The organism is Phenylobacterium sp. (assembly GCF_004297125.1).
GTDB lineage: Bacteria > Pseudomonadota > Alphaproteobacteria > Caulobacterales > Caulobacteraceae > Phenylobacterium.
In genome coordinates this window covers 130,155-143,785 of the sequence record NZ_SCVD01000001.1, presented here as the reverse complement: position 1 = coordinate 143,785, position 13,631 = coordinate 130,155, and the positions used below count along the sequence as shown (strand labels likewise).

The following is a 13,631-nucleotide window of genomic DNA, read 5'->3' as shown; positions in this document are numbered from 1 at the left end:
ACAAACGAGGGGAGATGACGAATATCCCGGCGGCGGTCCATGCCGACGACGCGCGCACCGGCATCGCCGGGCTCGACGACATCCTGGCCGGCGGCCTCAAGCGAAGCCGCGTGTTCCTGTTCGAGGGCAGCCCCGGCACGGGCAAGACCACCGCGGCGCTGAGCTTTCTTATGGCCGGCCGCGAGGCTGGCGAACCCACCCTCTACATCACGCTCTCCGAGACCGAAACCGAGCTGCGCGACACCGCCGCGTCGCACGGCTGGACATTGGACGGCATCGATATCTTCGAGCTGGTCCCCCCGGAGAATTTGCTGGACGAGCACCAGCAGCAGAGCCTGCTCTATTCCTCCGACCTCGAACTTGGCGAGACGACCCGCCTGATCCTCGACGCCGTCGAGCGCGCCAAGCCGAGCCGCGTGGTGATCGACAGCCTGTCGGAAATCCGCCTTCTGGCGCAGGGCTCGCTCCGCTATCGCCGTCAAGTCCTCGCGCTGAAGCACTACTTCTCGCGGCATGGGGCGACCGTCGTCCTGCTGGACGACCTGACCGCCGAGGCGTCGGACAAGACGGTGCACAGCGTGGCCCACGGCGTGATCCGGCTCGAAGAACTGGCGCCGGAGTACGGCGCAGAGCGACGCCGGGTGCGGGTGACGAAGTACCGGGGCCGTCGGTTCCGCGGCGGCCATCATGACTTCGCCATCCGGACAGGTGGGCTCGAGGTTTTTCCACGGCTGGTCTCGGCCGAGCACCGGACCAGCTTCGACCGCAGCCCCCAACCCTGCAACATCCCAGGGCTCGACGACCTGCTGGGCGGCGGGATCGAACGCGGCTCGAGCTGCCTGATCCTGGGACCGGCCGGGACCGGCAAGTCCCTGCTGACCCTGCTGTTCGCGATCGCCGCGATCGAACGCGGAGAACGTGTGGCGCTGTTCGTGTTCGACGAGGAGCTCGGCCTTCTGTTCCAGCGCACCAAGGCGTTCGGCCTTGACCTGGAGGGCCTGCGCGCGCGCGGCGACATGATCATCGAACAGGTCGATGCGGCCGAACTGTCGCCGGGAGAATTCGCGGCGCGAGTTCGCGAATGCGTCTCAACCGTCAACGTGAGCACGGTGATCATGGACAGCCTGAACGGCTACCAGGCCTCCATGCCGGAGGAGCACTACCTGCTCCTGCACATGCACGAACTGCTCCAGTACCTGAACCGCCAGGGCGCCACGACCTACCTGACCGTTGCACAGCATGGGCTCGTCGGCGAGATGAGGTCGCCCGTGGATGTCACCTACTTGGCAGACACCGTCCTTTTGCTTCGATATTTCGAGGCCATGGGCCAAGTCCGCCGGGCGATCTCCGTAGTGAAGAAGCGTGCGGGCCATCACGAACGCACCATCCGTGAATACGCCATCGACCAGAGCGGCGTCAGCCTCGGCGAGCCCCTGACCCAGTTCCAGGGCGTGCTGCGCGGCGTGCCGGATTTCGTCGGCCAGGTGTCCGGCCTGCTGGGGCCGAAAGTCGAATGATCGCCGGCCAGCACTCGGCGTCGGAACGGGCGCTCATCCTCGCGCCGTTCGGCCGGGACGCCGCGGTCGCGGCCGCCGTGTTGCGGGAGGCCGGGCTCATGGCCGAGATCTGCCCCGACCTGGCGTCGGTGCAGCGCGAGTGCGAGCGTGGCGCAGGCGTCGCGCTCATCGTCGAGGAGATCCTGCAGGAAGACGACTACAGCGGGCTGGCGCGCTGGGTCGACGCCCAGCCATCGTGGTCCGACTTCCCGATCATCGTGCTGGCTCAGCGCGGCGGCGGACTGGAGCGCAACCCGGCGGCCGGGCGCTACAGCCGCGCCCTGGGCAACATCAGCTTCCTGGAGCGTCCCTTCCACCCAACCACGCTGGTCAGCCACGTACAGACGGCGCTGCGGGGGCGTCGGCGGCAGTACGAAGCGCGCGAGCGCCTGGAAAACCTGCGCGCGGCGATCACCCGCCAGCAACAGGACCAGTCGCACCTGCGGCTGCTGATCAACGAGTTGAACCACCGGGTGAAGAACACCCTGGCCACCGTGCAGTCGATTGTCGCACAGACCCTGCGCGCCGCCGGCGCGCCGCTTGGAACGCGCGACACCCTGACCGCGCGGATCGTGGCGCTGAGCAAGGCGCACGACGTGCTGACCAACGAGCAGTGGTCCGGCGCCGATCTGGACGAGATCGTCGGCCAGGCGCTGCAGCCGTTTCGCCTGGGCCTGGGCGAAGCCCGGATTCGGACGAAGGGGCCCAAGGTTCGCCTGGAGCCGAAGACCGCCATCGCCATCGCGTTGGCCCTGCACGAACTGGCCACCAACGCGGTGAAGTACGGTGCGCTGTCGACCTCCGAGGGCTGGATCGATTTCACGTGGAACCTGTCCCGAGGCGGCGGCCCCCGCGAGCTGACGGCGACCTGGCGCGAGGTCGACGGGCCGCGGGTGAACCCGCCCACGCGCGCCGGGTTCGGCACCCGGCTGATCGAGCGCGGCCTGGCGGCGGACCTCAACGGCGAAGTGCGGATCGCCTATCCCATCGACGGCGTGGTCTGCACCATCCGCGCCCGGCTGGACTCCGAGGACGACAGGCCGTCCGCGGTGGAGCCGAAACGCTCGCGGCCAGCGGCCGCGGCGTCCGAGGAACCGATGCGCGAGGCCGCGCCGCCGACCTGAGCGTTGGGGCGTCCGGCCAGGCCGTGCTATGAGGCCGCCATGGTTCGCAAGTCCGCCAACCCGTCGGGTTGCAACGGCGCCGCCCTCGCGGGGCGTCGGGACGGTCTTGCGCGCGCCAAAGCGGCCTAGCCTTCCCAGACGAGCCCCGCCGGACCGGCCGAGGCTCACGATATCTGAAGGAAGGCGCGCCCCGGCCTCCGGCAAGTCCAAGAGAGACCGGAGATGACTGATCCCTTGCCCCCAACCCCAGTGCTGGAGACGGCGCGACTGATCCTGCGTCCGATCGAAGCGCGCGACATACCCGCCGTCCAGCGGATCTTCCCGCAGTGGGAGGTCGTGCGCTGGCTGCACGCCGGCGTCCCGTGGCCTTACCCCGACGACGGGGCGGCGACGAACATGACCCAGTGCCTGGAGCAGCGGGCCAAGGGCGAAAGGGCGTTCTGGGCGCTCACCCTGAAGGGCGGCGACGACACGCTGGCGGGCCGCATCGACCTCTGGCCATTCGATGGCGAAAAGCGCGACATGCGCGGCTTCTGGCTGGACCCGGCGTTGCACGGCCGGGGCCTGATGACGGAGGCGGCCGAAGCGGTCACCGCCTACGCCTTCGAGGTGCTGGGCTGGCCCTTCCTCTACCTGACCAATGCCGTCGCCAACCGGGCCTCCGGCCGGGTGAAGGAGAAGCAGGGCGCCGAACTGGTCGCCATCGAGGCGCGCGACTACGTCGGCGGCCCGGCCGAGGGGCAGGTCTGGCGGCTGGATCGCGACGCATGGCGGGCGCGGCAGGGTTGAGCGGCGCCGAATCCGCGCGCTTGATCGGCGCCGCATGATCCAGATCCCCACCGCGACCTGGGCGCACGCCGCCTTCGACCTCGCGGCGTGGGCCGCGGGGATCGGCCTGAGCGTCGCGCTCTACCGCTGGCGGCTGAAAGGACTGACCGAGCAGGTCGCCGGTAAGGTCGGCGGCGGCTACTTCGCGGCCCTGGTGGCTGGGGCGATCCCCGGCGCCTGGCTGGCGGGATCGCTGAACAGCCTGCGGAACGCCGACCCGGCCCTGTCGCACAGCGTGGTCGGCGCCCTGGTCGGCGCGATCGTCGGCGTGGAGATCTACAAGGCGTTGCGCGGGGTGCGTGGCTCGACGGGCGGGGTGTTCGTGGGGCCGTTCGCCCTGGGCGTGGTGATCGGCCGCTGGGGTTGCCTGTTCGCCGGCCTGCCGGACGGCACCTACGGTGCGCCGACGACCCTGCCCTGGGCCGTGGAGCTGGGCGACGGGATCGGCCGTCACCCCGTGCAGGCCTACGAGAGCCTGGCGATGGCGGCGTTCCTGGCCGTCTATCTGGAAGGCCTGGCCCGGCGCAGGCCGTGGGCGATGCGGCGCGGCTTCTACGCCCTGTGCTTATGGTACGGGCTCACCCGCTTCGGTTGGGAGTTCCTGAAGCCCTATCCCCCTTTGATCGGGCCGCTTAACCTGTTCCATCTGCTGTGTGGGGGGCTGGTCGCCTATGGATGGGTCTACTATCGCGGAAGCCTCCGCCGCGACCGTGCGGAAGGCCGCGCCCTACCTGTTCCTGGGCCAGACCACGAGCCTGTGTGAGACCTGCCTGGAGCTGGTCCCGGCCAAGGTGATCGGCGAGGACGACGCGGTCTATTACCTCAAGCGCTGCCGCGAGCACGGGGTGCAGAAGACGCTGATCGCCGACGATATCGCCTATTGGAAATCCCAGCGCGACTGGCTGAAGCCCGGCGACCGGCCGCTGTCGGTGGCTACCCGCACCGACCACGGCTGCCCCTACGACTGCGGCCTCTGCCCGGACCACGAGCAGCACTCGTGCCTGGCGATCCTCGAGATCAACGAGGCCTGCAACCTCTCGTGCCCGGTCTGTTTCGCCGACAGTTCGGTGAAGCGCGAGGCGCACCGGCCGCTGGCCGAGGTCGAGGCCATGCTGGACGTGATCGTCGCGGCCGAGGGCGAGCCCGACCTGGTGCAGCTCTCGGGGGGCGAGCCCACACTCCATCCGCAGTTCTGGGAGATCCTGGACGCGGCCAAGGGCCGGCCGATCCGCCACCTGATGATCAACACCAATGGCCTCAGGATCGCCCGCGAGGCCGGCTTCGCCGAGCGGCTGGCGGGTTATATGCCGGGCTTCGAAGTCTATCTGCAGTTCGACAGCCTGAAGCGAGAGGCGCTGATGAACCTGCGCGGCGCCGACCTGACCCGCGTGCGGATCGAGGCGCTGGAGGCCCTGGAGCGCAACGACATCTCCACCACCCTGGTGGTCACCCTGAAGAAGGGCGTCAACGACGACGAGATCGCCGACATCGTCCGCTTCGCCCTGGACTGGCGCTGCGTCCGCGGGGTGACCTTCCAGCCGATCCAGGACGCCGGCCGCAACGACGGCTTCGACGCCAAGCGCCACCGCATGGTCCTGACCGAGGTGCGCCGCCGCATCGCCGAGGCCGGAGTCTTCGCGCTGGAAGACCTGATCCCCCTGCCCTGCAATCCGGATCAGATCTGCATCGGATACGGCCTGCGCAACGGTCGCCAGGTGCAGCCGGTCACCGCCATGCTGCCGCGCGAGCTGTTCGTGGCCGCCGCGCCCAACACCGTGACCTTCGAGAGCTATCCGGAACTCCGCAAGCAGGTGTTCGAGCTGCTGTCGCTGTCCACGGCCCAGGGCAATACGTCGGAGAAGCTGGCCAGTCTGCTGTGCTGCCTGCCCGAGGCGGCCGTGCCGCAGGAGGTGGCCTATGAGAACACCTTCCGCGTCGTGGTCAGCCAGTTCCTGGACCGCTTCAACTTCGATCTGGGCACGGTAAAGCGTTCCTGCGTCCACTTCGTGCAGCCGGACGGGACGATCATCCCCTTCGACACCTTCAACACCTTCTATCGGCCGGGCGCGGCGGGAGCGGACGCCTTGAAGCGGGGGCAGGTGCGATGAGCGAAACGCGATCTCCCGGAGCACAGAGCCCCGTCCGCGCCTTCTTCGGCGCGGCGCTGATCGCAGTCGGCGCGCTGATCATGCTGTTGTGCGGCGGCTGCGGCGCCCTGTTCTTCGTGGCCTTCCTCGTCGATACCTTCGCCCACCCGAACGACGCGGGCATGCTGCTGATGCCCCTGGTGTTGGGCGGTCTGCCGGCGGCAGTCGGCTTCGGACTGTTCGTCTGGGGCCGAGCGCTGCGCCGGGCGCCTGCCGCCGGGATCGAGCGCGCCGGCGGAGACGCCCCGTGAGCGACAGGACCACCCGTTTCGTGGCCGGAGGCCTCGTTGCGGTGGGTGGGCTCATGGTCCTGCTGTGCGGATCATGCACCCTCATCTTCGGTGGCGGCGGGCTGATCGGCCTCCTGCGCGGCGAGGACGCCGGCCTCAGCGGCTTCATCCTCGGGACCGCGCTGATCGTCGGCGGCTTGCCGACCGGCGCGGGCTTGCTGCTGCTGGTGAACGGCTTGCGGAGCTGGAAGGCGAACCGCCCGCCGTCGCCGTGATATGTCGGATCGCTGGACGGCCGCTCGTCCTTGACCATGAGGACGAGGAGTAAGCCATGACGGCCATAGCCGCCACCCCGCCCGCCCGAGCCACGCGCCGCGAATGGATCGGGCTCGGCCTCGTGGTGCTGCCGTGCCTGCTCTATTCGATGGACCTTACGGTCCTGAACCTGGCCGTTCCCTCGCTTTCCGCCGACCTGGAGCCCAGCGCCGTCCAGCTCCTGTGGATCGTCGACATCTATGGCTTCATGGTCGCCGGCTGGCTGATCACCATGGGCACGCTGGGCGACCGGATCGGCCGGCGGCGCCTGCTGATGTTCGGAGCCGCGGCCTTCGGCCTGGCGTCCCTCCTCGCGGCCTTCGCTCCTACGGCCGAGGCCCTGATCGCCGCGCGGGCCCTGCTGGGCGTGGCGGGGGCCACCATCGCGCCGTCCACCCTCTCGCTGATCCGCCACATGTTCCAGGACGAGGGCCAGCGCACCTTCGCCATCGGGGCGTGGGGCACGGGCTATGCGGCCGGCGGCCTCATCGGGCCGGTCCTGGGCGGCGTGATGCTGCAGTGGTTCTCGTGGGGCTCGGTCTTCCTGCTGGCGCTGCCGGTGATGGCGCTGGTGCTGATCGCCGCCCCGCTGCTGCTGCCGGAATACAAGGATCCCAACGCCGGCAAGTCCGATGTCGTCAGCGCCGGCCTCTCGCTGAGCGCCGTCCTGGCGGTCGTCTACGGACTGAAGCGGACCGCCGAGGCCGGGCCCTCGGTCCTGGCCGGCGCCTCGGTCGTCGTGGGCCTGCTGCTGGCCTGGGCGTTCGTCGAGCGACAGAGGCGGTTGACCGATCCGCTGATCGACCTGTCGCTGTTCGGTTCGAAGACCTTCTCCACGGCGCTCTCCATCAATCTGCTGGGCTGCCTGGTGATCTTCGGGACGTTCCTGTTCATCGCCCAGTACCTGCAGCTGGTGCTGGGCCTGTCCCCGCTGGAGGCGGGCCTCTGGCAGCTCCCGTCGGCCGCCGCGACCACGGCGGGCTCGATGCTCTCGCCGTGGTTCGTGCAGCATGGGCGTCCCTCGCGGGTGGTGGCCGGCGGCATGGGCCTGCTGGCGCTGGGCCTGGCGATGCTGACCCAGGTTTCCTGGGGCGGGCTGCCGCTTCTGGTCACGGCGTGCGTGGTGATGTCGCTGGGGCTCGGACCGACCTTCGTGCTCACGTCGGACCTGATCCTCAACGCCGCCCCGCCCGAGCGGGCCGGCGGCGCGGGCGCGATCTCCGAGACCGGCTCGGAGTTCGGCGGCGTCATGGGCATCGCCCTGCTGGGCAGCCTGGGCGTCGCCATCTACCAGGCGTTGGCCCCAAACACGGACCACGCCTCGCTGGGGTTGGCCGTGGCGGAAGCCGAGCGGATCGGCGGCGCGGCTGGCGCGGCCCTGTTGTCCGAGAGCCGAAGCGCCTTCGTGCAGGCCCTGCAGATCGTCGCCGGTCTCTCCGCGGCGATCTCGGCGGCCGGCGGCGCGGCCGCCCTGGTGCTGCTCAGCGACCGGCGGCGATCGGCGGCTTAAGCCGCCGCGCGCTTCTCCGCGGCGCCGACGATGCGGGAGCGGGCGATCTCGTTGGCGACCTCGTGGGTCGGGCGGCGTTCGACCAGGGCCTGTTCCAGCACTTCCTCGAGGGTCAGGGCCAGGCGGTCCAGCTTGGCGTCGACCCAGGCAGGATCGAAGGCCTCGCCAAGCTCCAGGGCCCGGATCTCACCGGCCACGTTGATGATGCCGCCGCCGTTGATGACGTAGTCCGGGGCATAGAGGATGCCGCGGTTGAACAGCTCGCGGCCCGTCTCGGCGTCGGCCAGCTGGTTGTTGGCGCCGCCGGCGATGATCCTGGCGCGGATGCGCGGCAGGGTGTCGAGACTGACCGCGCCCCCCAGGGCGCAAGGCGCGAAGACGTCCACGTCGGCGTCGAAGATGGCGCTGGGGGCCACGATCTCCGCGTCGGTGGCGGCGGCGACGCGGCGCAGGGCCTCGACGTTGACGTCGGTCAGCACCAGCTTGGCGCCGGCGGCGTGGAGCTTCTGCGCCAGATGGCCGCCGACGTTGCCGATGCCCTGGATCGCTACCCGCACCCCGTCCAGGTCGCGCTTCAGACCGCGCCGGACGCAGAGGCGCACGCCGCGGAACACGCCCTCGGCGGTCACCGGGCTGGGGTCGCCGGAGGCTGCGGCGTGGCCTTCGAGGCCGGCGACGTATCGCGTGTTCCTGCGGGCGTAGGTGAGGTCCGCCACCGACACGCCGACGTCCTCGGCGGTCCAGTACTTGCCGCCCAGGCCCTCGACCGCGCGGCCGAACGCCTCGAACAAGGCCGGCGTCTTCTGGGTGCGGGCGTCGCCGATGATCACCGACTTGCCCCCGCCCAGCTCCAGGTCGGCCATGGCATTCTTGTAGGACATGGCCCGCGAGAGCTTCAGGGCGTCGGTGAGCGCGTCCTCCGCGCTGGCGTAGGGCCACATGCGGCAGCCGCCGGCGGCCGGCCCGCGGGCGGTGGAATGTACGGCGATGATCGCCTTCAGGCCGGACTTCTCGTCCGAGAAGGCATGCACACCTTCATGACCCTCGAAGGCCGGAGAATCGAACAAGGTCATGCCGTGAACTCTGCGTCATGAGGGAAGAATTTGGCGGGAGATACGCGTGTGCGGGGCATATCACAACCCCGCGGCGCGACGAGATGGGTCGGCGGCGCCTGCGTGCTTGGCGCCTGCTCCCGGGATCGGCGGCGCGCCTGACGGCAGCGGCGCGTCCGGATCGCGGATGAAGGCCAGCACGTCGGCGATCACCGCCGCCCGCTGCTTGTCGCGGGTCAGCAGGTGGTGGCCCGCGGCGTAGTAGGCCGAACGATCGGTGGGGCGCAGCCGCTTCACGGCCTTGAAGGCCGCGTTCTTGGGGATGATCTGGTCGTTCGCGCCGTAGAGGTAGAACGTCGGCAGGCGGTCCTCACCCACGTCCTTGGCGGCGCGGTCCATCAGGCGGACCAGGCCGTAGAGGGTGTCGGAGCGCGCCCCCCAGATCATCAGCCGGTCGCGCCCCATGGCCATCAGTTCGTCGCGGTTGTCGGTCGGATAGATGCGGTCGGTGACCCACCGGGGTGGCGTATAGACCTTGGCCGCGGTGAAGTTGGCGGCCAGCCACAGCAGGGTCTTGTTGGGCAGGGGCTGGGCCTTGAAGCCCCAGACGCCCGGCGACAGCAGGACCAGCCGGTCCGCTGCGGGCGGGCGGTCGCCGGCGAAGGCCGCGGCGGCCACCGAACCGCCCATGCTCTCGCCCACCACGGTGACGATGGCGCCGGGATATCGGGCCCGCGCCAGCGCCGTGACCGTGCGCAGGTCCTCGATCAGCAGCTCGTCGCCGGCCCAGATGCCGCGCCCCGGCGACCGGCCAAATCCGCGCTGGTCGTAGGCGTAGGTGGTGACGCCCTGCTCGGCCCAGGCCTCGGCGGCGAAGTGGAAGGCGTTGGCGTAGTCGTTCATGCCGTGCGCCGCCACGACCACGGCCCAGGGCTGGGCGGTCTTGGCTTCCCAGGTGGTAAGCCCCAGCCGCGCCCCGTCGAAACTGACCACCGCATCGGTCTCGAAGTGGGCGCCCTGGAAGCCGGCCGGCGGCGTTCCCGCCTGCTGGATCATCAGCGGCGTGCAGGCCGAGAGGGCGAACAGCAGGAAGGCGAGGGCGAGGCGCTTCATGTCGAGGGCAGACTATAAGGCCTCGTCGTTAACCCTGGGAAAAGGCGGTCACGTGACTAGCCCGCGTCCTCTGCGACGGGCAGCCGCAGCCGGTAGACGCCCTTGAAGTCGTCCGGATCGGCCGGCTTGTTGTGGCGAAGAATCACCAACCTGCCCTGGCGCGCCAGGCCGCGGGCGACCGCGCGGACGTGACCGAGGGTACGGCGCCAGCTCTCCGGGTCGATCGAGCGCGCCACGTCCTCCGGCGAGACGGACTTGCCGGGCGGGACCTTGGCCAGGAGGTCGAGGATGGCGGTTTCGACGGGATCGGACATCGCCCTAGCCCCCCCGCTTCATCGTTTCGCGGGCGATGATCACCTGCTGGATCTGGCTGGTGCCCTCGTAGATCCGGAAGATGCGGACGTCGCGGTAGAAGCGCTCGATGCCGTATTCGGCGATGTAGCCGGCGCCGCCGAATATCTGCACCGCCTTGTCGGCCACCCGGCCCACCATCTCGGAGGCGAAGTACTTGGCCGCCGCGCCCTCCATGGTGACGTTCTGGCCCAGGTCGCGCTTGCGGGCCGTCTCCATGGTCAACGCCCGCGCGGCCAGCGCCTCCGTCTTGCAGTCGGCGATCATGCCCTGGACCAGCTGGAAGCCGCTCAGCGGCTGGCCGAACTGCCTGCGCTCGGCGGCATAGGCCACGCTGTCGGCGATCAGGCGTTCGGCCACCCCGACGCACAGGGCCGAGATGTGCAGGCGGCCCTTGTCGAGCACTTGCATGGCCACCTTGAAGCCTTCGCCCTCCTGGCCGATCCGGTTCTCGGCCGGCACGCGGACGTTGTCGAAGATCACGTCGCAGACGTGGGCTCCCTGCTGGCCCATCTTCTTCTCGGGCTTGCCGACGCTGAGACCCGGCAGGTCGCGCGGAACCAGGAAGGCCGAGACGCCGCCCGCGCCGGGCTTCGACGGGTCGCTGCGGGCCATGACCGTGAAGAGGTCGGCCTTGTTGGCGTTGGTGATGTAGCGCTTCGCGCCGTTCAGCACATAGTGGTCGCCGTCGCGGATCGCGCGGGTCTGCACCGCGGCGCTGTCGGAGCCCGCCTCAGGCTCGGTGAGCGCGAACGAGGTGATGATCTCGCCCGACGCGATGCCGGGCAGGTACTTCCGCTTCTGGGCCTCGGTCCCGAACATCACCAGCGCCTGGCTGCCGATGCCGACATTGGTGCCGAAGGTGGAGCGGAACGCCGGGCTGGTGCGGCCCAGCTCGATCACCACCAGGCACTCCTCCTCCATGGTCAGTTCCAGGCCGCCATAGGCCTCCGGGATCGAGAGGCCGAACAGGCCCAGCCCCTTCATCTCCTCGACCACATCCTCGGGCATCGCGTCGTCCTCGGCCACCTGGGCCTCCAGCGGGCGCAGGCGTTCGGTGACGAAGCGGCGGACGGTGTCGATGAGCTGGTCGCGGGTCTCGGCGTCGAGCGCCATGTGGCAGTTTCCTCTATTTGCAGGCTTTGGTCGTCGCGGATGACTTGAAGCGCAACAGGCCCACCGCCACGACGGGCCGCGGCCAGGTTTCCGTCCGCACGGATTTCGGGGCCACGGCGCAGATGGGCGCCGGCTCCGGCGTCACCTTGCCGCGCCGCATGATCAGGGCGATGGCGCCGTAGTCCAGGGCCTGTTCCGTCTCGTTCCAGACCTTCAGGATCGTGGCGCGGGCCTCCGCCGAGCCGTCCAGGGCGGCCGCGATCTGGCCCGCCGGCGGCGGCTCGAACGTCTCGGTGACGACGCCGGGGGGATGGGCGGCGGCGAGCTGGCCCTCCTCCACCTTGTCCAGCACCGGCCGGCCCTTGGCGTCGAGGTGGAACAGGGCGCGCTGGCCCAGCACCACCTGCAGGGTCTCGCCCTGGACGATGGTCTTCTGCTCGACGGTCAGCGACCTGGCGGCGGCGGCGGCGGGCGCGGTCTTCTTCTCGTCCGTCGGCTTGGCGGCGGGCGGGATCTCGACCGTCTTCTCGTCCAGGCCGGGCAGCGCGTCCTGATCGACGGTTCGTTCCTTGGGCGCCGTCTCCACCGGACCGTCGTCGGACGTCGCCGGCTGACCGGCGAGCGCGACAAGGACCAGAAGGGATGCGATCATGGGGACGTAGGCCTCCGTCAGAAGCGGGCCGGCAAACTAGGGTTTGAGCGAGCGGTCGGCAAACCCTTAGCCGCCCTGCCGTCGGGGCGCCCTTCCCCATTCTGCGAGCGCGTGCTTAGACGCCCGCCAGGCTTGGCGAGGGCTTCAACGCATGGACGGCGGCGACAGCGAGGAGGGCTATACCTCGAAACTGACCAGGGTCACCGAGGGTGAATGGGCCGGTTGGTCCTACTACCCGGGCGGCGATCCCTTCGAGGATCTCGCGGGGCCGTTCTACTTCCGCGTCGACGACACCGGGCCGGTCTGCGCCTTCCGGGTGGAGAAGAAGCACCTGAACGGCGGGGCATTCCTGCATGGAGGCTGCTTCATGACCTTCGCCGACTTCAGCCTGTTCGTGATCGCCCGCGACGCGCTGACCGAGCAGCATGCAGTGACCGCCACCTTCAACTGCGAGCTGGTGGGCGCGGCCTACGAGGGCCAGCTCATCGAGTGCCGTGGCGACGTGGTCAAGAACGCCCGCAGCATGGTCTTCGTCCGCGGTCTGATGAAGGTCGACGGCGAGACGGTCATGAGTTTCTCGTCCACGCTGAAGAAGCGCGGGCAGCGGCGCACCTAGGCCTGCAGGGCGCCCGGAATCTCCGGACGCCCCGAAAGCCGTCGTCTAGGCTGCGACCGCCCGGCGGCGACGCAGGAGCGAGCCCGCGGCGCCGAAGCCCAGGATCATCAGACCCCAGGTCTGCGGCTCGGGAACCGCCGTGCCGAAGGCGTCCCAATGCACCGTGAAGTCCGAGCCGGTGTTGTGCGCCTGCAGGATCACGTTGCCGATCGACGAGGTGCCGAAGGCGCTGGTCGTGGCGCTGGCGCCGCCGGCCGTATATTTGAAGTTCGCGCCGCTGAGCTCGATCTTCATCGTCTGCCAGGTGCCGACATCGCCCGCCGTGAGGGTCGCGAGGTCGAAGAACACCCCGTTGTTGTCCCAGCCGCGGAAGACGAGGTCGCCGCCCACCCGATCCAGTTCGATGATCGGATAGGCCGGCGCGTCCGGACCACCGAACGTGGTGCCCCAGAAGCCCGCGATGCGACGGTCGTCGCCGGTCGTGAAGGCCTGGTCGATGAAGAGGTCGATGGTCATCGAGGTCACGCCGGCCTCGAGGTCGTACTTGCGACCTTGCGTATTGTAGAAGCTGCCCGCGCCCTGGAAGTCGTCGCCGTCGATGCCGACCTCGAGCACGCCCGTGCGGCCGCCGTAGTTGACGCCGCCCGTGAAACTATCGGGCGCCGCGCGGTCGACGTACCAGGCTCCGGCCGTCTGAGTCGCCGCAGTGGCGACTGGTCCATCGAAACTGATGGTCGTGGCGAATGCCGGCGCAGCAGCCGAGAAGCTCGCCACCGCCGCGGCAAGCGCAATCGTTCTTGTGATCTTCACGATGAATTCCCCCGATGAATTGTTTTACGCAGAACCAACGCCTCAGAGTCGACTTCCCGACGCCGAAATACATTCACACGACCGTCGGAATTCCTCAGGTGGCCCGTGTTCCACCCGACGACAACTTGGCGTTAACCATTAGTGCTTGTCGCGGCTCGGGCGAGTCAAGCAACCTTGGCGACAGTATGCGGCGCATATTTCCCCTGCCGGG

Annotated in this window: 15 protein-coding genes; 9 read left to right on the top strand and 6 right to left on the bottom strand. The window is 69.5% G+C overall.

All coding sequences use genetic code 11. From position 1 onward, the window contains the following. The first annotated feature begins 14 nt into the window (after positions 1-14). From EPO51_RS00675 to EPO51_RS00640, 8 genes are all read left to right on the top strand, one after another. Positions 15-1,517: an ATPase domain-containing protein gene (locus tag EPO51_RS00675; RefSeq protein WP_293344924.1), complete on the top strand. Its 1,503-nt coding sequence runs from the start codon at positions 15-17 to the stop codon at positions 1,515-1,517. Beyond that, positions 1,514-2,680: a sensor histidine kinase gene (locus EPO51_RS00670; RefSeq protein WP_293344922.1), complete on the top strand. Its 1,167-nt coding sequence runs from the start codon at positions 1,514-1,516 to the stop codon at positions 2,678-2,680. The genes EPO51_RS00675 and EPO51_RS00670 overlap by 4 nt, the downstream gene beginning before the upstream one ends. Positions 2,681-2,902: 222 nt before the next feature. After that, positions 2,903-3,469, top strand: coding sequence for a GNAT family N-acetyltransferase (locus tag EPO51_RS00665; RefSeq protein ID WP_293344920.1), 567 nt, complete (start codon positions 2,903-2,905; stop codon positions 3,467-3,469). Between the two features lie 34 nt (positions 3,470-3,503). After that, positions 3,504-4,271: a prolipoprotein diacylglyceryl transferase gene (locus tag EPO51_RS00660; RefSeq protein ID WP_293344918.1), complete on the top strand. Its 768-nt coding sequence runs from the start codon at positions 3,504-3,506 to the stop codon at positions 4,269-4,271. Next, entirely contained in the window at positions 4,219-5,616 is a 1,398-nt protein-coding gene (locus EPO51_RS00655; RefSeq protein WP_293344916.1) for a radical SAM protein, read from the top strand. Before EPO51_RS00660 ends, EPO51_RS00655 begins: the two co-directional genes overlap by 53 nt. Then, positions 5,613-5,906 carry a hypothetical protein gene (locus EPO51_RS00650; protein WP_293344914.1) on the top strand — a complete coding sequence of 98 codons (294 nt, stop codon included), beginning with the start codon at positions 5,613-5,615 and terminating at the stop codon, positions 5,904-5,906. Before EPO51_RS00655 ends, EPO51_RS00650 begins: the two co-directional genes overlap by 4 nt. Further along, on the top strand, positions 5,903-6,160 hold the full coding sequence (locus tag EPO51_RS00645) for a hypothetical protein (protein ID WP_293344912.1): 258 nt from the start codon (positions 5,903-5,905) through the stop codon (positions 6,158-6,160). The genes EPO51_RS00650 and EPO51_RS00645 overlap by 4 nt, the downstream gene beginning before the upstream one ends. Positions 6,161-6,216: 56 nt before the next feature. Beyond that, positions 6,217-7,710, top strand: a complete 1,494-nt coding sequence (locus tag EPO51_RS00640; RefSeq protein ID WP_293344910.1) for an MFS transporter — start codon at positions 6,217-6,219, stop codon at positions 7,708-7,710. Here the strand turns inward: EPO51_RS00640 and EPO51_RS00635 are convergent. Genes EPO51_RS00635 through EPO51_RS00615 form a run of 5 tightly spaced genes read right to left on the bottom strand, consistent with a single transcriptional unit; the run spans position 7,707 to position 11,994 of the window. Then, positions 7,707-8,783, bottom strand: a complete 1,077-nt coding sequence (locus EPO51_RS00635; RefSeq protein ID WP_293344908.1) for a Glu/Leu/Phe/Val dehydrogenase dimerization domain-containing protein — start codon at positions 8,781-8,783, stop codon at positions 7,707-7,709. The two genes, EPO51_RS00640 and EPO51_RS00635, sit on opposite strands and share 4 nt — an antisense overlap. Positions 8,784-8,843: 60 nt before the next feature. Then, a complete protein-coding gene (locus tag EPO51_RS00630) occupies positions 8,844-9,875 on the bottom strand; it encodes an alpha/beta fold hydrolase (RefSeq protein ID WP_293344906.1) in 1,032 nt (343 codons plus the stop codon). Between the two features lie 56 nt (positions 9,876-9,931). Next, the gene (locus tag EPO51_RS00625) at positions 9,932-10,189 is read right to left on the bottom strand and encodes a DUF3253 domain-containing protein (RefSeq protein ID WP_293344904.1); all 258 of its coding nucleotides are present in this window, start codon (positions 10,187-10,189) and stop codon (positions 9,932-9,934) included. A 4-nt stretch (positions 10,190-10,193) separates the two neighbouring features. Continuing rightward, a complete protein-coding gene (locus EPO51_RS00620) occupies positions 10,194-11,342 on the bottom strand; it encodes an acyl-CoA dehydrogenase family protein (RefSeq protein ID WP_293344902.1) in 1,149 nt (382 codons plus the stop codon). A gap of 13 nt (positions 11,343-11,355) precedes the next feature. Next, positions 11,356-11,994, bottom strand: coding sequence for a hypothetical protein (locus EPO51_RS00615; protein WP_293344900.1), 639 nt, complete (start codon positions 11,992-11,994; stop codon positions 11,356-11,358). 151 nt (positions 11,995-12,145) lie between these two features. On the opposite strand from EPO51_RS00615, the gene EPO51_RS00610 reads away from it, so the two are divergent. Next, positions 12,146-12,610 (top strand): PaaI family thioesterase, encoded by a 465-nt coding sequence (locus EPO51_RS00610; protein ID WP_293344898.1) that lies wholly within the window; start codon positions 12,146-12,148, stop codon positions 12,608-12,610. A 45-nt stretch (positions 12,611-12,655) separates the two neighbouring features. Here EPO51_RS00610 and EPO51_RS00605 read toward each other — a convergent pair whose 3' ends face one another. Continuing rightward, positions 12,656-13,420, bottom strand: coding sequence for a PEPxxWA-CTERM sorting domain-containing protein (locus EPO51_RS00605; RefSeq protein WP_293344896.1), 765 nt, complete (start codon positions 13,418-13,420; stop codon positions 12,656-12,658). Between the last annotated feature and the right edge of the window lie 211 nt (positions 13,421-13,631).